Here is an 18,765-nt window from a genome sequence, read left to right as displayed (position 1 = left end):
ATTGATTACGGGCCGTGATCCTACAACGAGCCGGACTTTTTCTTACTTGCGAAAGTATTACAAAACATTGACATCAATACGCCTGCATCCCCGCATCAGGCCCGACAGAACCCGGTCAGCAACGTGAACGCCCCGGCGCTCATCGCACCGGGGCCACACTTTTTTACAGGCCCTTCAAAAACCCCTCGATCAAGCGATTGACCTGCTCGGCAGCTTCCATCTGCACCATATGCCCCTGGGCCGGAAGGATTTCGACCTGCGCCGACAACCCTTGCGCATGACTGACCGGGATGATTGCATCGTCCGCACCCCAGATCACCAGACTTGGTTTCTGCTCCACGTGTGCGCGCAGTCCTGCAGCCTGTCGCGCATTCGGGAACAGCTGGTCAACGAGCTGCCGCAAGGCGCTATCGACGCCCTCAAGCCGCTTGAATTTGAGCATGTCTTCAAGCATTTGCCGGTTGACCAACCCTGGATCGCTGAACAACTTCACCAGCGCTGGCCTGAGGGCGTTGCGGTTGTTGGCGTCGATGAAACCCTGCAAGTACTCACCGTTGATCTCGCTGCCCAGGCCGGCACTGGCAATCAGCACCAGGCTCGCCACACGCTGGGGCGCCCGTCGGACAATGTTCAGGGCCACGGCGCCGCCCATGGAATGCCCGGCCAGATGTGCCGTGTTGATGTCCAGATGATCCAGCAGCGCCAGCACGCTATGGCTCAACTCATCCAGATCGCCGCTGCGCAGGGTCTTGCCAGACTCGCCATGCCCGGGCAAGTCCAGGGCGATAACCCGCCGCCCGGCAGCCAGCGCCTGATGATTGAACAGCCAATTGTTCAGGTCACCACCGAAACCATGGATCAGCACCAGCGGCGTACCGCCCTCGCCCAGTTCGAAGTAGCGCAAGGTGCGCCCCTCCAGCTCGGTTTTCTGCGCCGCCGGGCCTGACGCTTCGGCGGCATCGGTGGCGGGCACGAACTCGGCCTGAAAACGCTCGATGACTTCCTCGATCTGCGCATCGCTGACCTCACCGTCAACGATGATCGCCAATAGCGCCCCGACCGACAGGGTCTCATCCGGACGCGCCAACACCCGTTTGAGCACACCGGAGAACGGCGTTTCCACGCTGCTGGAGATCTTGTCGGTTTCGACATCGAGCAATTCATCGCCCTTCTCGACCCGATCACCTTCCTGCTTGAGCCAGGTGTCGACCCGGCCTTCGGTCATGGACAAACCCCACTTGGGCATGGTCAGGGTATGAATCTGGCTCATGCGGCACTCCTCTTCTCGCTGATCTTGCGTACTGCGGCTTCAATTTTTGCCGCATTGGGGATGTACATGTCCTCAAGCGCATCGGAAAAAGGCACCGGGGTATGGGGCGCGGTGACCATTTCGATGGGCGCTTTGAGCGAATCGAAGGCCTTTTGCGCAACCATGGCGCTGATGTCGGTGGCCATGGAACAGCGCGGATTGGCTTCATCGATCACCACCAGCCGACCGGTCTTTTCCACGCTTTCGAGGATGCTGTCCTCGTCCATGGGGCTCGTGGTGCGTAAATCCAGCACTTCGCAATCGATGCCCTGACGCGCCAGACTGGCTGCGGCTTCCATAGCCAGATGCACCATGCGTCCGTAGGTGACCAGGGTCACGTCATTGCCTTCGCGGAGGAAATTGGCCTCGCCGAACGGGATGGTGTAAAGCTCTTCCGGCACATCGCCCTGCATGCCGTAGAGCATCTTGTGCTCGCAGAAAATCACCGGATCGTTGTCGCGAATCGCCTGAATCAGCAGCCCCTTGGCATCGTAGGGCGACGACGGGCAGACCACTTTCAAACCGGGGATATGGGTCCATAGCGAGGTGAGCATCTGCGAATGTTGAGCGGCCGCGCGCAAGCCGGCGCCCACCATGGTGCGAATCACCAGCGGCGTGACGGCCTTGCCGCCGAACATGTAACGAAACTTGGCAGCCTGATTCAGAATCTGGTCAAGGCAGCATCCGGCAAAGTCGACAAACATCAGTTCGCATACCGGGCGCATGCCCTGAGTGGCCGCCCCGACGGCCGCGCCGACATAACCTATTTCGGACAGCGGCGCGTCCAGTACCCGACCGGGAAACTGCGCATACAGCCCTTTGGTGACACCCAGCACACCGCCCCAGGCATCCTGTTCGCCGGGCGCGCCCGCGCCGCCAGCCACGTCTTCGCCAATAATGAACACGCTGGGATCGCGGCGCATTTCCTGGGCCAGGGCTTCGTTGATTGCCTGCTGGTAAGTGATTTTTCTAGCCATGATGATTGTCCTTTTGTTCTTGTTTTCAGATGCGTGGAGGCACGGTCAAAAGCCGGTCACGGATAACTCACGTAGACATCACTGAGCAGATCAGCCAGCTGAGGTTTTGGATCGGATTTGGCCAGGCGCACCGCGTCTTCGATCAATTGCTCGATTTCCTGATCGATCACCGTCAACTGGGCGCGTTCCAGCCAGCCGTTCTCGATGCAGCGCTGGCTGAACTGCTCAAGACAATCATGGGTTTCGCGCAGATTCTTGACTTCGTCCGGGGCGCGATAAGTCTGGGCATCGCCTTCGAAATGGCCGTAGTAACGGGTCAGCTTCACTTCCACCAGGGACGGCCCCTTCCCGGCCCTCGCACGTTCGATGGCTGCGCCCGCTGCGGCGTGTACGGCGAAGAAATCAAAACCGTCGACCGTGACGCCGGGCATCCCGAAGCCGATGGCTCGGTCGGCGATGTCCTTGCAGGCTACCGACCAGTTGGCGGCCGTGGCTTCGGCGTAACCATTGTTCTCCGCAACGAAAATGCATGGCAGGTTCATGATCGAAGCCAGGTTCATGGCCTCGAACACCGCGCCCTCGTTGGAACCGCCGTCACCGAAGAACGCCACCGCAACACCTTGCGTGCCCTTGAGCTTGGCAGCCAGAGCGGCGCCAGCGGCCAAGGGTGCGCCAGCTCCGACGATACCATTGGCACCCAGCATGCCTTTCTCCAGATCGGCAATGTGCATCGAACCGCCCTTGCCGCCACAGACGCCGGTTTTCTTGCCGTAGATTTCCGCCATCATCCCGTACACATCCACGCCCTTGGCGATGCAATGGCCATGACCTCGGTGATTGGAGGCGATGCAGTCATCGTCGGTGAGATGGGCCATGACCCCGGCCGCGCTGGCTTCTTCGCCAGCATACAAATGCACGAAACCGGGAATCTCGCCGGTGGCGAACTCAACGTGCAGACGCTCTTCGAAATCCCGGATGGTGCGCATCACTTTGTAGGCGTGCAGCAGCTGATCGGTGGACAGGTGAGTGGACATATTGTTGTTCTCCAGGTTGTCTCGACACTCGGGCGCCGGATGATTCCAGCGCAATGAATAGAGCAAGCGCGGGGCCAACACCTGACATTGGCATCCCAAGGCCCGTGCCAGAGCCCTCCAGCCGCTTTGCAAAAAAACGACTGACCGAGCAGGATGAGACGCTGCATCTCGGCGCATCCTCGTAATCGCGGTCAGCGTGAGACGCTGCGTCTCAGCGATGGGCGGCAGAGTTCCCGACTTGTCGCAACCGGGGGTTGGGCGCCTAATAGCCGCTATAACAACAATGATCGAGAACCGGAGGCCCCTATGCTCGCCGCGAACTCCAGAGCCCATGTCGACTGCGTCAGTCGCACGGTCAAAAACGCCGACCGCCTGCCCCAGGTGCCGGTGCCACCGTTGATTTTCGATTCCTGGCGTCGCTCCCTGGAGCAACACCATCTTGACCCCGGCTCGCTTCAGGGCCCACGCATCCTCTCCACTACCTTGCTCAAGGAATGTCGCGACCGGGCAGACCTGTTCCTGCGGGTTGCCAGCGAAGAAGTCGCGCAGCTGCATGCCCGCGTGCGGCATGCCGACTATTGCGTACTGCTCACCGATGCCCTGGGCCAGACCATTGACCATCGAGTGGACCCGGCGATTCGCAGCGATTGCCGCAAAGCCGGTCTGTATCTGGGCACCTGCTGGTCGGAAGCCGAAGAAGGCACCTGCGGCGTGGCCACGGTGCTGACCAGCAAGGCGGCGGTGACCGTGCATAAACGCGACCACTTCCGCGCGGCCTTCATCGGCCTGACCTGCTCGGCCGCACCGGTTTTCGATCCGCAGGGTGAACTGCTCGGTGTCGTGGATGCGTCCGCCGTGCAATCCCCCGATGACCGCCGCAGCCAGCATCTGATTCGGCAAATGGTCGCGCTGAGCGCACGCTCCATCGAAAACGCGTTCTTCATGCACAGCGCCCAGGGCCATTGGGTCTTGCAAGCGCACAGTACCCAGGGTTATGTCGACAGCCAGCCGGACCTGTTGCTGGCCTGGGATCGTGACGGCCGCCTGCACGGCATCAACAGCAAAGCGCGTCAGGCGTTGCGGCTGCGCTTCGGGCGTTTACCGGAGCACATCAGTGAGGTGTTCGACCTCGACGCGTTGCGCAATGCCGTCGATGAGGCGCCCCAAGTGCTGAACTGGCAAGCTGGCGCGGGGACCCTTCAAGTTCGCGTCAGTGCGCCACGCATCAGACCCAGAACCCGGGCGTTGGCATGCGAAGCCGATGATCACACCCAGCCAGACCCGCGCATGGTGGATAACCTGCGTCTGGCGGTGCGCGTCAAGGACCGTGATTTGCCCATCCTGATTCAGGGTGAGACCGGCACCGGCAAGGATGTCTTCGCCCGCCAGGTTCACGATCACAGCAAGCGTAAGAACGGCCCGTTCATTGCCCTGAACTGCGCAGCCATTCCCGAAAGCCTGATCGAGAGCGAATTGTTCGGCTACACCCCCGGCGCATTTACCGGGGCGTCGAGCAAGGGCATGAAGGGGTTGCTGCTGCAAGCCGACGGCGGCACGCTGTTCCTCGATGAAATCGGCGACATGCCCTTGGCCTTGCAAACCCGATTATTGCGCGTGCTGGCCGAAGGTGAGGTCGCACCGCTTGGCGCATCGCGTCGCCAGCGCGTGGACATTCAGGTGATCTGCGCCACACACCGCGATCTCAGCGCCATGGTACGCACCGCGCAATTTCGCGAAGATTTGTATTTCCGTCTTGGTGGTGCGCGCTTCCAGCTGCCACCGCTACGTGAGCGCAGCGACCGTCTGGCACTGATCAACCAATTGCTCGCCGAGGAAAACCAGCATGCCAGCCTGCCCGTTGGCGTGAGTGCGGCGACTCTGGAACGTCTGCTCAGCCATGGCTGGCCGGGCAATATTCGCCAGCTGCGTCACGTGCTGCGCTACGCTTGCGCCGTGTGCGATGGGGCGACGATCCAGATCAGCGACCTGCCGCCGGAGCTGCGCGATGAAACATCTGCTACTGCTCAGACCCCGCAGGAAACGGTCAGCCCGCAGCGACAGCGGTTGCTGGACGCATTGATTCGGCACCGTTGGCAACCACGGGAAACCGCTCAGGCTTTGGGCATCTCCCGGGCTACGCTGTACCGCCGCGTGAATCAACACGGGATCGAGATGCCGCGCATGCAGCATCGCAATCAACCAGGCGAGGCACGCAGCCTCTAGCGATACACCATGCCACCATCGATCAACGGTGCCTGGCCGGTCATGTAGTCCGCATCCGGACTGGCCAGATAGGACACGAAACCCGCCACGTCATCCGGGGTTTCCGCGCGGCCCAAGGCGATGCCTTCCACGTATTTCTTGTAGGTGGCGCCGACTTCGGCACCGGTGATGTCGGCCATGCGCTGGTCAATCTCGACCCACATATCGGTGCCCACCACGCCCGGGCAATACGCGTTGACTGTAATGCCCGCGCTCGCGAGTTCTTTCGCAGCCGCCTGGGTCAAGGCCCGCACCGCGAACTTGGTCGCTGAGTACACACCCAGCAGCGCAAAGCCTTCATGGCCTGCGATGGAGCAAGCGTTGATGATCTTGCCGCGCTGTTCGAGGGCCTTGAACTTCTTGCCCGCAGCCTGGATTCCCCAGAGCACGCCCTGCACATTGATCCGAAGAATCCGGTCCACTTGTTCAGGCGTCACTTCCAGCAGAGACTCGACCTGAGCCACGCCCGCATTGTTGACGATGATGTCGAAGCCACCAAGCGTGCTGTACGTATGCTCAACGGCGGCGACAACTTGATCCAGCTGCGAAACATCAGCGACGAACACCGTGGCTTCGCGCCCCAACTCGGCGATTTCGCCAGCGACCTGATTGATCTTTGTCGCATTGATGTCAACCAGCGCGACATCAGCGCCGTCGCGCGCGAGACGCAATGCGATGGCCCTGCCAATGCCCTGGCCGGCACCTGTTACCAGCGCGACTTTTCCGGTGATACCCATGACGTTCTCCTCTTTTTATGGAATAGAGAACTTGTATGCGAGATCTTGCGGACCACGTCGAGCGGCGCTGCAGTCAACGGAGTCGATGAGACGCAACGTCTCAGCCGTGCACGCCGAGGCCTCAAGTGCCACCGCCACGGGTCAATTGAGTTGAACTTACGAGCCAGGCGCGTGCCGACTCTATAAGCGTCGGGCAACTCGCCTGGCGATTCTGGAGACCTCATCAATGCCAGATGCACAGGGAAAAATCCGTTACGCAGTCGTAGCCGGAGGCTGGATTTCGCAAGGGGCCTTCATGCCCGGCATAGATCAGACCGACAACTCGGTGATGACCGCGCTGGTTACCGGCGATCCGGTCAAGGCTGATGAGCTGGCCGAACTCTATGATCTGAAAAGCTATCACTACGACGAATTCGACACCCTGCTCAAGTCAGGTGAAATCGATGCCATCTATCTGGCAACCCCCAATTTCCGCCACCGCGAATTCGCTGTTCCAGCGCTGGAAGCGGGGATTCACGTGTTGCTGGAAAAGCCTATGGCAACCAGCGAGGAAGACTGCCTGGCGATCACCGAAGCCGCCAAGCGTTCGGGCGCCAAGCTGATGATTGCCTATCGTCTGCATTTCGAGCCAGGCACGGTGGAGATGATCAGCCGTGTCAGAGCCGGCGAAATCGGCGAACCACGCCTGTTTACCTCGACCTTCGCGCAGACCACCAAGCCTTCGAATCATCGTATGCAAAGCGGCTTCTGGGCCGGACCTGCGGCAGACATGGGCCCCTATCCGATCAACGCCGTGCGCAATCTGTTCGACGCCGAACCACTGGAAGTCAACGCCGTGGCGATACATACCCCCGGCCGGGAAATCAACACACCGGACACGGTGTCGGTGACCTTGCGTTTCCCGCAAGAGCGATTGGCGCAGTTCACCGTCAGCTATAGCCTGCCCGGCACGCAGCGCTTTCAGTTGATCGGCACTGAAGGAGAATTCGAGGCTTCGCCATGCTTCGGTTTCGGTGAAGGCGTGGCGATCAGCTATCGCTCCATCCTCAATGGCAAGACTCAGGAACATGATCATCCGGTGGTGGATCAGTTTGGCGGGGAAACCCAGTATTTCTCGGACTGCATCCTGCAGGATCGTGAGCCCGAACCCGATGGCGACGAAGGCTGGCGCGACGTGCGGGTACTGGCGGCCATCGAGCGGTGCCTTGAAACGGGTCAGCCACAAAAACTCGACCCGCTGCCGAAGCGGCCGGGCATCAGCGTAGAGCAGGCCCGTCGCCTGCCATTGGCCAAGGTGCCGAAGTACATCAACACCGATGAGCCGAATGAATAAAGCATAGTTAATGTTGGAAATTCTATGTCTGGGGGCAACAGCCAGGCGCCGCAGACGTATTGTCTGAACCGACGCCTTCCCGGCTAAAGCCGGTCCCACTGGATCGCGCAGATTTTGTGGGACCGGCTTTAGCCGGGAAGACGGCAATGTTGCGTAGATCCGTTGGAACGAGGCTTGCCCGCGAAGGCTTTGTGACGGGGTCAGATAAGTGGGCGGGTGCGTCGACCTCTTCGCGGGCAAGCCTTGCTCCAACGGCTCTTACCGCCTACGGCCGCTTCCACGCGACAAAATGCCACACACTTGAGAGCACCAGTTGTCTGATGACTGTCAGACAGCCCTAGCTGCGAAAAATGATTTGTTCTAAAATGTTTCCATACCGGCAAGCGGATGCGGAAACGAACATCAATGACAGCAATTGTCAGCGAATTCGAATCCCGGCGACTTGACCAGAATCATAAAAAGAAAGCCCGTCATAGACGGGCTTTTTTCGTTTCCGGCATTCGACAACCAGCGTTGTGAGGCCTGAAGCACAGATTCCGAACCTGGCGCAGCGTCGCGCCAGGCTCCAGTTTTTTCAACCTTGAGGCTAATACCATGCTGCGTCTTGTAGTAGTTCACCTGTTCCAATGGTTCAAACGTCTGGCTTCCAGCGCGGTTTCGCGTAACGGCGACGACAATTACTCACAGAACTTCTCGTCCCGTGATGAGAGCGACGGCGGCCGCTGGACCTTCGTTTCGATCTTCATCGTCTTCACCTTGAGCCTCTACACACTGGCTGGCCTGGGCTACTACGCCAAGGTCAACGTCTGGGACGGTTTCACCGAACAGCAGAAAGAGAACATCGCCCAGGCCATGATCGTCAGCAGTCAGAACCTGTAACGCAGGCGCTCAGCCCCGCCCCACGAACGGCATGTTGGTGGCCATGACCGTCATGTTCAGCACGTTGGTAGACAGCGGTAAACCTGCCATGTAACGCACGGCATCCGCCACGTGTTTGACGTCCATCATCGATTCCACTGCAGTTTGCCCGTTAGCCTGCCGAACCCCGGTCGTCATGCGTGCCGACAGCTCGGTCAAGGCGTTGCCAATGTCGATCTGGCTACAGGCAATATTGAATTCGCGTCCGTCCAGGGCCAGGGTTTTGGTCAGCCCCGATACGGCGTGTTTACTGGCGGTATAGGGCGAGCTGAACGGGCGCGGCGTGTGGGCGGAGATCGAGCCGTTGTTGATGATCCGGCCACCTTGAGGCGTTTGCTTGCGCATCAGGCCGAATGCACCACGCGCGCACAGGTAAACCCCCGTCACGTTGGTGTTGATCACATTCAGCCACTGCTCGACCGCCAGCTCGTCTACCGGTATCGCCTGGGCGCCGACCCCGGCGTTATTGAAAACCACGTCCAGTCGGCCATATACCGCTTCGATCTTGCTGAACAACGCATCGACGCTTACCGGGTCACGGACGTCGGTCGACACGGCGATGGCGCTGCCGCCCGCGCGGGTGGCGATGCCCACCAGCTCATCCAGCGGCTCCTGCCGCCGTCCGGCCAAGACCAGGCTGAAGCCATCTTCCAGCAACCCCAATGCCACCGCGCGACCGATGCCGCTTCCCGCGCCGGTAATCAGCGCAACCTTTAACGTGGTGCTCTCAGTCATCGTGTTTTCCTTTAGCTGAATGAACAGGCGGCTCGTCAAAATCGTTACGAAGATTGACAGCAGGCATGACCGATATCAATCAACGTCAATAGTGCGCTCACCTAGGGGCGGATAGAGTCGACGCATGTTCACTTACCAAGAGGTTCACATGTCTCGCGCCATCCGCTTCCATCACTTCGGTTCTGCCGACGTGCTCAAGTGCGAGGAAGTTATTCAACAGCCACCTGCCGCCAACGAAGTGTTGATCCGGGTTCAGGCCATCGGTGTGAGCTGGGACGACGTGCTGCGCCGCCAAGGGCTGGGCCTGTGCGAAACCCGCTTGCCCTCAGGGCTGGGCAGCGAAATGGCGGGTGTTGTCGAAGCTGTCGGCGAACGGGTCGACGACCTGCGCGTCGGTGATCGCGTTGCCAGCTTCCAGGCCAGCGATATCAATGATTACCCGGTTTACGGTGACACGATCCTGCTGCCGCGTGCAGCGCTGACCCGTTACCCCGATCAGCTCACGCCCCAGCAGGCCAGCATCCACTACACGCCGTTCCTGCTGGCCTGGTTTGCCTTCCACGAACTGGCACGCGTCCAGCCGGGTCAGACCGTGCTGGTGACCGAAGCGGCCATGAGCCCGAATATCGCGTTCGTGCAGCTGGGCAAAGCCCTGGGGTTCACGGTTATTGCGTCAACCAAGGACGCCGAGGACAAGCAATACCTGCTGGACCGGGGCGCGACTCATGTCATCGTCACCGATGAACAGGATCTGGGCATGCGCATCCACAAGCTGACCGATGGCCAGGGCGTACACGCCATATTTGACGGCGTGGGCGGCTCGCAGATGTCGTTGCTCGGCGATGTGCTGGCGCCACGGGGCAGCCTGGTACTGTTCGGCCTGCGCGGCGGAAACCGCACACCATTCCCGGCCATCGAAGCCTTCAAGAAAAACATGCGTTTCTTCGTCCATTGCCTGTGTAACTTCACTGGCAAGCCTGAATTCGAGATTGCACAGAACGCCGAGGCCTTGAGCCTGGCGTTGGCAGCAATCAACACGCTGACGGTCGAACAAGGTCTGGTTGCGGATATCGACCGGGTGTTTCGCCTCGAACAGGCGGCCAAGGCTCACCACTACCTGGAGCAGACAGCGGTGCATGGACGTGTGGTATTGAACGCCGAATGAACCTGGATCTATCGAAAAGGATTGCAGGCGGCCGGATTTCCTGAGAAAAAAGCCGCCCTCCTTTCAGGTTTCCAGAGCGTCGTCATGAACAATGAATTGCTGATAACGGATATCCGCGAGGGTGACGGCAAAGAAGTGGTCAAGGGCGCCTTGATCACCACTCAGTACAACGGCTTACTTGAAGACGGCACGACCTTCGACTCGTCTTATGATCGTGGCAAACCCTTCCAGTGCGTCATCGGCACCGGTCGGGTAATAAAAGGTTGGGACATCGGTTTGATGGGCATGAAGGTCGGCGGCGTGCGCAAGTTATTTGTGCCAGCGCACCTGGCTTACGGAGATCGACACATGGGCGCACATATCAAACCCGGTTCGAATCTGCTGTTTGAGATCGAACTACTGGAAGTCTTGACCCGGGACGATTGAATAACAAACATTCGCAGCGCGAGTCAGGCTCCAGCTCAGTATTCAGATTGCTTGTTCCCGCAGAAGAAGCCATGCTTTCGCGGCTTAGATCGCCAGTATTTACATAAGGAATAGGGTATGGCCCTGAACAAATCCACCCAGGAGCTCAAGCGCCATCTGAAAGGCACGGCAGCCAATCTTGAAAGCACGGCCAATGAGATACTCAAGCTCGCCGAACAAATGTCGGAAGTTGACGTCACTGCGGTTCTGCAACTGGTCAATCGCCTGTACGGCGACGCCGACCAGCTCAAAGCATACGCCGATGAAGTAAAGGCCAAGCGCATCGTGCGTAACAAGGCGCTGTAATCCAGCACACCGTTTGAATTCCAACGGCTTGCTCCCGATTCGCCGGTCAACGCAGAGAACTGCCGATGCTCCCCACACCCGCCAAGCGCACCGTCAAGCCTGCCCACTTGCACATGCAGAAGTGGCGCGGACGCGTGGGGCTTTCGCTGGCGGCCAGTCTTTCGGTACTCGCGGGGATGACCGACGCAATCGGCTTCATGGCGACCGGTGACTTTGTCTCGTTCATGAGCGGTAACACCACGCGACTGGCGGTGGCCATCAGCGATGCCGATATCGGTACGTCGGCCAGATTGCTGCTGGCAATCACCACCTTCGTGCTGGGTAACGCTCTGGGAATCATCGTCGCCCGTCTTGGTGGCCGACGCGCCCTGCCCTTGTTGCTGTGCATCGGCATGCTGTTATGTGCCGCAGCAGCCTGGCCGCTGGATTCGCAGATTATGACCGTGGTGGCTGCCATTCTGGCGATGGGCATGCTCAATGCCGCCGTGGAGCAAGTCAACGGCCTCCCAGTGGGACTGACCTACGTCACCGGCGCGCTGTCGCGCTTTGGTCGCGGCTTCGGCCGCTGGATGCTCGGTGAACGCCGCGACGGCTGGCGCGTGCAGCTGGTGCCATGGACCGGAATGTTCATCGGCGCGGTGATCGGCGCGGCACTTGAGCATCGCCTGGGCGTCAACGCTTTGCTGGTCAGCGGCTCGTTGGCGGCACTGCTCGGGTTGATGTCGCTGAAAATCCCCCACCGCTGGCAGCGCCGCTACATGCCGCGCTAAGCCACGCTCACTCTCCGGCGGGGAGCACGTGGGGCGCGTCGATCCTCTCCTTGAGCCGATGAGCAAACGCCACGGCGTCCTCCATGCTGCGGAACGTCACCTCATAGTCATTGATCACTACCAGCCAATCGCTGCCAAATGCGGCCTTTTCGATCTGCATTGTCATGCTGAAGTCCTCTTGATTTGCACGGTTTGATCGGCGATCCGCAACTTGCGCAACAGATCACGTTTTTTGCTGCGGTGGGCCTGCATGCGCAACAGCAGGTCGTCCAGTGTTCCGATGGCATCGAGGATGTGCGGCCCTTTATTGAGCATCACGCACTCGGCGCGCACGCCCATTGCGGCGTCGGTGATTTCCGCGCGGGTCGCAGCACCGGTCTTTGCCAGGGTTTCGAGCACCTGGGTAGCCCAGATCACCGGCACATGCGCGGCCTCGCAGATGCAGAGGATTTCTTCCTGCAACTCGGCAGTGCGTTCAAAACCGTTTTCAACCGCGAGATCGCCCCGCGCAATCATCACGCCCAGACGCGGGCTGTGCATCCCGGCCATCAACAGCGCGGCGAGGTTTTCAAATCCCTGACGGGTCTCGATTTTCAACACCACGCCCAGATGCTCGGCATTAAGCCGACGCAAGTGGGTAAACAATGATTTGACGTCATCCGGGCTGTTGACGAAGGACATTTCGACCACGTCCGCATGCTGGCTGGCGAACTCCAGCGCGGCGATATCGTCCGGCGACAGGGCATCGAGCCTGAGTTCGCTCTCCGGCAGGTTGATGCCCTTGTCGCTCTTGAGCCTGGCACCGCCGGGTGCATGGGTAATGCGGATATACAGGGCCTGATCGTCGACGGACTGAATCTTGCCGCCGATCTTGCCGTCGTCGAACCAGATGACCTCGCCGGGGCGAACATCCTGGAACACGCTGGGCAAGGTGCAGCCGATACTGGCGGGCGTCAGTACTTTGCCCTCGGCATCGCGAACCGCGGGATGGCCGCTCGCCAGATCAGAGGTCAGCATCAGAACATCGCCCTCATGCAGCACGATGCTCTGTTCCTGCACCGGAACGTTGATTATCCGCGCCGACTTCTTGCGTCCTTTGGGCTTTTTCAGGCTCAACGCCATGCCGGGGATCATATAGGCAGTCTTGCGCAACTCGACCCAGCAACCCTCCTCGGCCACCTCAACCACGTGCAGGCTACGCCGGGAATCTCGGGCGTCACTGAAGACCAGTTCATCGTCGACCACCAGTTGCGTCAGCCATTTGCCGGGCAAGCGCAGGGCAAACTCCGAGTCAGGGTGCGGATCGTCGCTGGAACTCAGCCAGACCCTGGCAGGCGTAGTCGTGCGTCCGAACAGATCCTTGGTCGGGCGGATGCGCAGGACGGCGGGGCCAGGCAGAATTTGCCCGGTACGCAGCTTGGGACCGGCCAGATCCATCATGACCTGACAGCTTTTCCCGGATTTGTCGGCGGCACTGCGGGCGTTTTCGATCATGGCCAGCCAGGTTGCCGGATCATCATGGGCACAATTGATCCGCTGGCAGTCCATCCCAGCCTCCAGCAAGTCGCGCACCAGCTGTGGATCAGTCGCGGCTTCGCTGGGCATGGTCACCATGATCCGCACGCCGCGCTCGGGGCCTTGTCCACCGAACAACGCGTCGGCATGGGCCGTGAGCAAACGCTCGCCGATCTCGCCCAACACCGTGCCGCTTTCGCCTGCTTGCGCCGAACCTGGTGTCAGGCGTTGCAACACTTCGATGACGCGATCCACCGATGCCAGCGCATTGGCTTCACAACGTCCAAGGGAAGAAAGCCCCAATTCGGCCAGTTGATGCTGCAAAGGACGGATGTCGTGGCGACGCAACGCCAGATAGCTCAGCAAGTTACGCGCGCTTTCGACGTAGCTGGGGTGCAGGTGCATGGTTTCGATGGGCGCACGGGCGGCCGCCTCCATCTTGACCCGCAGAAATGCCAGGCGCCTCAAGGCAGCCAGAATCTTGCGGTCGTCCAACACATTGAAATCAGGTTCTATGACTGTCATGGCAAGCACTCGAAACGCATGAGAAAGCCAGGCAAAGGCAGACCAGACCATCGCAGCCCGCCAGTTAACCCCTGGCCGACACAACGTGACGGAGAGCTTCACGGTAAAGCATGAATGTGACCGAGTTCTTACCAACGCGAATCGATAGAGGAACGGGGCATTCGCCCGGACCGACGGTTATCCCGATCAGGCGATGAAGCCTCGGCCTGTAATCAAATCGCCACCAAAGCGTGGTTTAACTAGGCGCAAATTACTGCCCTCAATCTGAGTTCGGAGTCTGCGTATGCCCGTCTTTTCGAAAACACTTTCGAAAACCCTCTCGAAAATAACCGTCACGATCTGCCTGGGATTGACCCTCAGTCTAGGGGTCGGCAACCGCGTAGAGGCCGCCGACGAGATCATCGGCGCTGGGTCGACTTTTGTATTTCCGGTGCTCTCCAAATGGGCGGACGAGTACAACCGCAAGACCGGTGTGCGGGTCAACTATCAGTCCATTGGCTCAGGCGCGGGAATCGCCCAGGTCAAGGCCGCCAACGTCGACTTCGGTGCCAGTGACATGCCGCTGGCATCAGCCGAGCTTGCCAGCCTGGGCATGCTTCAGTTTCCGCTGGTGACCGGCGGGATCGTTCCAGTGATGAACCTGGCGTCCATCGCGCCCGGCTCGTTGAAGCTCACCGGCGCCGTGCTTGCCGACATTTTCATGGGCAAGATCAGCCAATGGAACGACCCGGCCATTGCCGCGTTGAATCCAACCGCCACATTGCCGAAAAAACCGATCACCGTGGTGTACCGTTCGGACAACTCCGGCACCAGCTATAACTGGGTGAACTACCTGTCGCGAGTCAGCCCGCAATGGAAAGCCAGCGTCGGTAATGGCGCATCCGTGAAATGGCCTGTCGGCCTCGGTGCCAAGGGCAGCGAAGGCGTCGCCAGCTACGTGAAACAGATGCCCTACTCCATCGGCTACATCGAATATGCCTACAGCAAGCAGCAGAAGCTCAATTACGGCCTGGTGCAAAACAAGGCCGGCAATTACGTCGCGCCCAATCTGGGCAGCTTTCAGGCCGCAGCGGCGGCAGCGGACTGGTCCCACGCCCAGGATTTCAACCTGCTGATGGTCGATGCCGAAGGCGAGAACGCGTATCCAATCACGGCCACGACCTTTATCGTCATGCCCAAACAGGCGGCGAACGCGATTCGTCACGCTGCGGCGCAGGACTTCTTCAAATGGGCGCTCAAGGAAGGCCAGCCACAAGCTAGCGAACTGGATTTCGCGCCGCTGCCTGAGTCGCTGGTCCAGCAGATCGAAGCCTACTGGACGGCCAATCAGCCAAAACTGTAACGGCGAAGCTCTCTGGCTCGGACCGTTCAGGCGACCGAGCCAGTTCAAACCGGGCAGCCGGGTTATGATGCGGCATCATTCTAATGCCCGGAACTCGCTCAATGCCCAGTCTGTCCACGACCTCCCCAACCCGCGGCTGGTCGTTCTGGTGGAAACCCCTGTTGTTTCTCGCCGTTGCGGTCATCGGGCTGTACTACGTCAAATGGTCGCCCTATTACCTGAAATCCTTCGTCGCGGCCGACAGCCACAGCATCGGCGCGTCGATCATCAACGATGAACTGACTTCGCCGGTTGCTGCTGCGCTGGCTTACGCCAAAGTGTATTTCCTGGCGATCTGGAAAGCTGCCGTGCTGGCCGTCATCCTCGGTTCGCTGCTGCAGGTGCTGATCCCTCGGGACTGGCTGCTGCGCCTGTTTGGTCGCGCCGGGCTGGGTTCGACATTGCGCGGCGGACTCTTCGCCCTGCCGGGCATGATGTGCAGCTGTTGCGCAGCACCAGTCGCCGCAGGCATGCGCCGCCAGCAGGTATCAGTGGGTGCCGCTCTGGCATTCTGGATCGCCAACCCCGTGCTCAACCCGGCGACGCTGGTATTCATGGGCTTTGTACTGGGCTGGGAGTTCAGCGCCTTGCGTCTGGTGGCGGGGCTGATTCTGGTGGTCGGTGTCGCAATGATCGCCCAGCGCATCTCGCGGCCGGAAGTGGTTCCCGAGCAAGCGATGGAAGCCGCTGTCAGCGCCAACGAAGTCGACCAGCACAGCTTTTTCAGCCGCTGGGGCCGCACACTGTGGCAGTTGTTCTGGAGCACCATCCCGATCTACGTGCTGGCGGTGTTGATCCTCGGCGCAGCACGGGTCTGGCTGTTCCCGCACATCGATGCGTCCATCGGCAACAGTTTCGTCTGGCTGGTGATCCTGGCGTTCGTCGGCACGCTGTTCGTGATCCCCACGGCAGCGGAAATCCCTATCGTGCAGACCATGCTGACCCTGGGCCTGGGCACCGGTCCGGCAGTGGCACTGCTGATGACCTTGCCCAGCGTGAGCCTGCCGTCCTTGCTGATGCTGCGTAAATCCTTCGATGCCCACGTCTTGGTAACTGTGGGCGTGCTGACCATGCTGGTTGGCGTGATCAGCGGCCTGCTGGCGATGGTCCTGCTGTAAGCCGCTGCTGCCTGAGGTTCAGGCAGCCCGGTCGCGGCGCTCTTGCAAGTACTGCAAGACCGCGCCGTGATCGCCGGCAAACTCGATACGCGGCCCCTTGCTATCGCGCTGATAGGCATACATGGGGTCGTAGTATTCGCCAAGCAAACCGGCAATCCAGCCACGATGCTCATCCACGGCGCCGGATTTTCCCTGCTCGATCAACGCGCTGTCCATGATCGCCGCAAGCCGCTGATAACGCTCACCGCCCAGACGTTTGACGATACTCGCCAGACTCTCGCGCAAGCGCGCCGCGAACACGCTGAAACCTTGCTCGATGCCATGCACCCGAATGTACTCGGCACACAGGTCGACGACGTAATCGGTGAGAATCCGCTCGACCCGCAGTTCGAAACGCTCTTCTAGCCACACCAGCGGATAGTGCTGCATGCCGCGAAACAGGCCCAGTGGAATGGCGCGACTGCCCACCACACGGCCTTCATCTTCCAGCACGAACTGGCTCACACCCGCCGCACGCTTCTTGAGGATATCGACGGCCAGGGCGTTCTCGAAACTGATCTGTGCCGGCTGTGGCGTCGCGTGTTTGCCGAAACTCGAACCGCGATGATTGGCATGGCCTTCAAGGTCCAGCGCATTGCCCAGCTGCGTCAGGACCTGAGTCTTGCCGGACCCGGTCAAGCCGCCAATCAACACGAAATCACACTCGACCACGGCCGCGTCGGTGGTTTCAATCAGGTAAGTACGCAGCGCTTTGTAGCCGCCAAGGACGCGCGGATACTCGATGCCCGCTTCGTTTTTCAGCCATTGCTGGGTGAGCTGCGAACGCAGGCCGCCCCGGAAGCAATACAGAAAACCCTGGGGATGCGAGCGGGCAAACTCGCTCCAGGCGTCGATACGTTCCTGCTTGGTCTGGCCGGACACCAGTTGATGACCGAGCTCTATCGCTGCCTGCTGGCCCTTTTGCTTGTAGCACGTGCCGACCTGTTCCCGCTCAAGGTCGTTCATCAACGGCAGATTGATGCTCTGCGCAAAGGCACCCTTTTCGAATTCCACCGGGGCGCGCACGTCCATGAGCGGGGCATCGGTTAGAAACAGTTCGCGGAAGTCGGCGCTGTTGTTGCGCATCAAAACACCTCGACCGCGTGACTCTGTCGAGGGACGAACTCGCCGATCACCGCCAGATCCATCCCCAGTTCCTCGGCCAGCGCGAGAAACGCCGCCTGCGCCTGAGGCTCAACCGCGACCAACAGGCCGCCACTGGTTTGCGGGTCGCACAAGAGCATCTTCTGCACTTCGCTCAAGGCATTGATGCGCTCGCCGTAACTGTCGAAGTTGCGCAGCGTGCCGCCGGGTACGCAGCCTTGTTCGAGGTAGAAATCGACGCTGGCCAGGCGCGGTACAGCGGCGTAATCCAGGCGTGCGGTCAGTTGACTGCCGTCCGCCATCTCCACCAGATGCCCGAGCAGGCCGAAACCGGTCACGTCAGTCATGGCCGTGACGCCTTCGAGCTTGCCGAAACGACTGCCGGGCTTGTTGAGGGTACACATCAGGTCCCGCGCCACGCCCTGATCTTCGGCGCGCAACAGGCCCTTTTTCTCGGCGGTGGTGAGGATGCCAATGCCCAAGGGTTTGGTCAGATACAACTTGCAGCCTTCGGTCGCGGTGTCGTTGCGCTTCATGTAGCGTTTTTCCACCAGCCCGGTAACGGCCAGACCGAAGATTGGTTCCGGCGCGTCAATCGAATGCCCGCCCGCCAACGGAATCCCGGCCGCGTCGCACACGGCGCGACCGCCACGGATCACCTCCCGGGCAATTTCCGGAGCCAGCAGATTGACCGGCCAGCCGAGAATGGCGATGGCCATCAGCGGGTCGCCGCCCATGGCATAGATGTCGCTGATCGCGTTGGTGGCCGCGATGCGCCCGAAATCGTAGGGGTCATCGACGATGGGCATGAAAAAGTCGGTGGTGGACACCACGCCGCGCTCTTCATCAATGGCATAGACCGCCGCATCGTCCCGTGAGGTGTTGCCCACCCACAGTTTGGGGTCCAGGTTTTGCGCGCCGCTGCCCGCCAGAATCACTTCCAGAACCTGCGGGGAGATCTTGCAGCCGCAGCCTGCGCCATGGCTGTACTGGGTCAGACGAATCGGCTCGCTCATACATGCACCTCGTGATATCTAGCCCGCAATCCTAACAGAGCCCATGGGTCAAACGG

18 protein-coding genes are annotated in these 18,765 nt (G+C 60.3%); 9 read left to right on the top strand and 9 right to left on the bottom strand.

What is annotated here, in order from left to right:
- Nucleotides 1–163: 163 nt before the first annotated feature.
- From ACP7E4_RS14035 to ACP7E4_RS14025, 3 genes are read right to left on the bottom strand one after another with little or no spacing between them, the layout of a single operon-like run.
- Complete coding sequence (locus ACP7E4_RS14035; protein ID WP_426114562.1) at nucleotides 164–1,270, bottom strand: acetoin dehydrogenase dihydrolipoyllysine-residue acetyltransferase subunit; 1,107 nt, start codon at nucleotides 1,268–1,270, stop codon at nucleotides 164–166.
- Nucleotides 1,267–2,286, bottom strand: coding sequence for an alpha-ketoacid dehydrogenase subunit beta (locus tag ACP7E4_RS14030; protein ID WP_426114560.1), 1,020 nt, complete (start codon nucleotides 2,284–2,286; stop codon nucleotides 1,267–1,269). Before ACP7E4_RS14030 ends, ACP7E4_RS14035 begins: the two co-directional genes overlap by 4 nt.
- A 56-nt stretch (nucleotides 2,287–2,342) precedes the next feature.
- The gene (locus ACP7E4_RS14025; protein WP_426114558.1) at nucleotides 2,343–3,320 is read right to left on the bottom strand and encodes a thiamine pyrophosphate-dependent dehydrogenase E1 component subunit alpha; all 978 of its coding nucleotides are present in this window, start codon (nucleotides 3,318–3,320) and stop codon (nucleotides 2,343–2,345) included.
- 306 nt (nucleotides 3,321–3,626) lie between these two features.
- Between ACP7E4_RS14025 and ACP7E4_RS14020 the strand changes: the two genes are divergently transcribed.
- The gene (locus ACP7E4_RS14020) at nucleotides 3,627–5,543 is read left to right on the top strand and encodes a sigma-54-dependent Fis family transcriptional regulator (protein ID WP_426114556.1); all 1,917 of its coding nucleotides are present in this window, start codon (nucleotides 3,627–3,629) and stop codon (nucleotides 5,541–5,543) included.
- Here ACP7E4_RS14020 and ACP7E4_RS14015 read toward each other — a convergent pair.
- Entirely contained in the window at nucleotides 5,540–6,319 is a 780-nt protein-coding gene (locus ACP7E4_RS14015) for an acetoin reductase (RefSeq protein WP_426114554.1), read from the bottom strand. The genes ACP7E4_RS14020 and ACP7E4_RS14015 overlap by 4 nt on opposite strands.
- A 226-nt stretch (nucleotides 6,320–6,545) precedes the next feature.
- Between ACP7E4_RS14015 and ACP7E4_RS14010 the strand changes: the two genes are divergently transcribed.
- Together ACP7E4_RS14010 and ACP7E4_RS14005 are read left to right on the top strand one after the other, a co-directional pair.
- The gene (locus tag ACP7E4_RS14010) at nucleotides 6,546–7,652 is read left to right on the top strand and encodes a Gfo/Idh/MocA family protein (RefSeq protein WP_426114552.1); all 1,107 of its coding nucleotides are present in this window, start codon (nucleotides 6,546–6,548) and stop codon (nucleotides 7,650–7,652) included.
- A gap of 594 nt (nucleotides 7,653–8,246) precedes the next feature.
- Nucleotides 8,247–8,531, top strand: a complete 285-nt coding sequence (locus tag ACP7E4_RS14005) for a hypothetical protein (protein ID WP_065832565.1) — start codon at nucleotides 8,247–8,249, stop codon at nucleotides 8,529–8,531.
- Between the two features lie 9 nt (nucleotides 8,532–8,540).
- Here the strand turns inward: ACP7E4_RS14005 and ACP7E4_RS14000 are convergent, their stop codons facing one another.
- Nucleotides 8,541–9,305 carry an SDR family oxidoreductase gene (locus tag ACP7E4_RS14000; protein WP_426114549.1) on the bottom strand — a complete coding sequence of 255 codons (765 nt, stop codon included), beginning with the start codon at nucleotides 9,303–9,305 and terminating at the stop codon, nucleotides 8,541–8,543.
- A gap of 148 nt (nucleotides 9,306–9,453) precedes the next feature.
- Between ACP7E4_RS14000 and ACP7E4_RS13995 the strand changes: the two genes are divergently transcribed.
- From ACP7E4_RS13995 to ACP7E4_RS13980, 4 genes are all read left to right on the top strand, one after another.
- Entirely contained in the window at nucleotides 9,454–10,470 is a 1,017-nt protein-coding gene (locus tag ACP7E4_RS13995) for a zinc-dependent alcohol dehydrogenase family protein (protein WP_426114547.1), read from the top strand.
- An 84-nt stretch (nucleotides 10,471–10,554) separates the two neighbouring features.
- The gene (locus tag ACP7E4_RS13990) at nucleotides 10,555–10,896 is read left to right on the top strand and encodes an FKBP-type peptidyl-prolyl cis-trans isomerase (protein ID WP_426114545.1); all 342 of its coding nucleotides are present in this window, start codon (nucleotides 10,555–10,557) and stop codon (nucleotides 10,894–10,896) included.
- Between the two features lie 117 nt (nucleotides 10,897–11,013).
- Nucleotides 11,014–11,241, top strand: coding sequence for a hypothetical protein (locus ACP7E4_RS13985; protein WP_020289889.1), 228 nt, complete (start codon nucleotides 11,014–11,016; stop codon nucleotides 11,239–11,241).
- A gap of 65 nt (nucleotides 11,242–11,306) precedes the next feature.
- Nucleotides 11,307–12,011, top strand: a complete 705-nt coding sequence (locus ACP7E4_RS13980) for a YoaK family protein (protein WP_426114543.1) — start codon at nucleotides 11,307–11,309, stop codon at nucleotides 12,009–12,011.
- A 7-nt stretch (nucleotides 12,012–12,018) separates the two neighbouring features.
- Here the strand turns inward: ACP7E4_RS13980 and ACP7E4_RS13975 are convergent, their stop codons facing one another.
- Nucleotides 12,019–12,177 (bottom strand): hypothetical protein, encoded by a 159-nt coding sequence (locus ACP7E4_RS13975; RefSeq protein WP_170826300.1) that lies wholly within the window; start codon nucleotides 12,175–12,177, stop codon nucleotides 12,019–12,021.
- Nucleotides 12,174–14,051 (bottom strand): pyruvate kinase, encoded by a 1,878-nt coding sequence (locus tag ACP7E4_RS13970; protein WP_426114541.1) that lies wholly within the window; start codon nucleotides 14,049–14,051, stop codon nucleotides 12,174–12,176. Before ACP7E4_RS13970 ends, ACP7E4_RS13975 begins: the two co-directional genes overlap by 4 nt.
- A gap of 283 nt (nucleotides 14,052–14,334) precedes the next feature.
- On the opposite strand from ACP7E4_RS13970, the gene pstS reads away from it, so the two are divergent.
- Both pstS and ACP7E4_RS13960 read left to right on the top strand, forming a co-directional pair.
- On the top strand, nucleotides 14,335–15,393 hold the full coding sequence (gene pstS, locus ACP7E4_RS13965) for a phosphate ABC transporter substrate-binding protein PstS (RefSeq protein WP_426114539.1): 1,059 nt from the start codon (nucleotides 14,335–14,337) through the stop codon (nucleotides 15,391–15,393).
- Nucleotides 15,394–15,494: 101 nt separating this feature from the next.
- Nucleotides 15,495–16,550: a permease gene (locus tag ACP7E4_RS13960; RefSeq protein ID WP_426114537.1), complete on the top strand. Its 1,056-nt coding sequence runs from the start codon at nucleotides 15,495–15,497 to the stop codon at nucleotides 16,548–16,550.
- A gap of 18 nt (nucleotides 16,551–16,568) precedes the next feature.
- Here ACP7E4_RS13960 and mnmH read toward each other — a convergent pair whose 3' ends face one another.
- Both mnmH and selD read right to left on the bottom strand, forming a co-directional pair.
- Nucleotides 16,569–17,675, bottom strand: coding sequence for a tRNA 2-selenouridine(34) synthase MnmH (mnmH, locus tag ACP7E4_RS13955; RefSeq protein WP_426114535.1), 1,107 nt, complete (start codon nucleotides 17,673–17,675; stop codon nucleotides 16,569–16,571).
- Nucleotides 17,675–18,709, bottom strand: coding sequence for a selenide, water dikinase SelD (gene selD / locus ACP7E4_RS13950; RefSeq protein ID WP_426114533.1), 1,035 nt, complete (start codon nucleotides 18,707–18,709; stop codon nucleotides 17,675–17,677). Before selD ends, mnmH begins: the two co-directional genes overlap by 1 nt.
- Between the last annotated feature and the right edge of the window lie 56 nt (nucleotides 18,710–18,765).

Origin of the sequence: Pseudomonas sp. DSP3-2-3 (genome assembly GCF_049898225.1) — a bacterium.
Classification (GTDB): Bacteria; Pseudomonadota; Gammaproteobacteria; order Pseudomonadales; family Pseudomonadaceae; genus Aquipseudomonas.
The sequence above is the reverse complement of the archived record's forward strand: the minus strand, read 5'-3'. Positions and strand labels throughout refer to the sequence as shown.

Coding starts and splice junctions, on each gene's coding strand:
- ACP7E4_RS13985 (WP_020289889.1), top strand. CDS start 11,014: ATGGCCCTGAACAAATCCACCCAGGAGCTCAAGCGCCATCTGAAAGGC.
- ACP7E4_RS13970 (WP_426114541.1), bottom strand. CDS start 14,051: ATGACAGTCATAGAACCTGATTTCAATGTGTTGGACGACCGCAAGATT.
- mnmH (WP_426114535.1), bottom strand. CDS start 17,675: ATGCGCAACAACAGCGCCGACTTCCGCGAACTGTTTCTAACCGATGCC.
- ACP7E4_RS14020 (WP_426114556.1), top strand. CDS start 3,627: ATGCTCGCCGCGAACTCCAGAGCCCATGTCGACTGCGTCAGTCGCACG.
- pstS (WP_426114539.1), top strand. CDS start 14,335: ATGCCCGTCTTTTCGAAAACACTTTCGAAAACCCTCTCGAAAATAACC.
- ACP7E4_RS14015 (WP_426114554.1), bottom strand. CDS start 6,319: ATGGGTATCACCGGAAAAGTCGCGCTGGTAACAGGTGCCGGCCAGGGC.
- ACP7E4_RS13990 (WP_426114545.1), top strand. CDS start 10,555: ATGAACAATGAATTGCTGATAACGGATATCCGCGAGGGTGACGGCAAA.
- ACP7E4_RS13960 (WP_426114537.1), top strand. CDS start 15,495: ATGCCCAGTCTGTCCACGACCTCCCCAACCCGCGGCTGGTCGTTCTGG.
- ACP7E4_RS13995 (WP_426114547.1), top strand. CDS start 9,454: ATGTCTCGCGCCATCCGCTTCCATCACTTCGGTTCTGCCGACGTGCTC.
- ACP7E4_RS14025 (WP_426114558.1), bottom strand. CDS start 3,320: ATGTCCACTCACCTGTCCACCGATCAGCTGCTGCACGCCTACAAAGTG.
- ACP7E4_RS14035 (WP_426114562.1), bottom strand. CDS start 1,270: ATGAGCCAGATTCATACCCTGACCATGCCCAAGTGGGGTTTGTCCATG.
- ACP7E4_RS13975 (WP_170826300.1), bottom strand. CDS start 12,177: ATGACAATGCAGATCGAAAAGGCCGCATTTGGCAGCGATTGGCTGGTA.
- ACP7E4_RS14010 (WP_426114552.1), top strand. CDS start 6,546: ATGCCAGATGCACAGGGAAAAATCCGTTACGCAGTCGTAGCCGGAGGC.
- ACP7E4_RS14030 (WP_426114560.1), bottom strand. CDS start 2,286: ATGGCTAGAAAAATCACTTACCAGCAGGCAATCAACGAAGCCCTGGCC.
- ACP7E4_RS14000 (WP_426114549.1), bottom strand. CDS start 9,305: ATGACTGAGAGCACCACGTTAAAGGTTGCGCTGATTACCGGCGCGGGA.
- ACP7E4_RS14005 (WP_065832565.1), top strand. CDS start 8,247: ATGCTGCGTCTTGTAGTAGTTCACCTGTTCCAATGGTTCAAACGTCTG.
- ACP7E4_RS13980 (WP_426114543.1), top strand. CDS start 11,307: ATGCTCCCCACACCCGCCAAGCGCACCGTCAAGCCTGCCCACTTGCAC.
- selD (WP_426114533.1), bottom strand. CDS start 18,709: ATGAGCGAGCCGATTCGTCTGACCCAGTACAGCCATGGCGCAGGCTGC.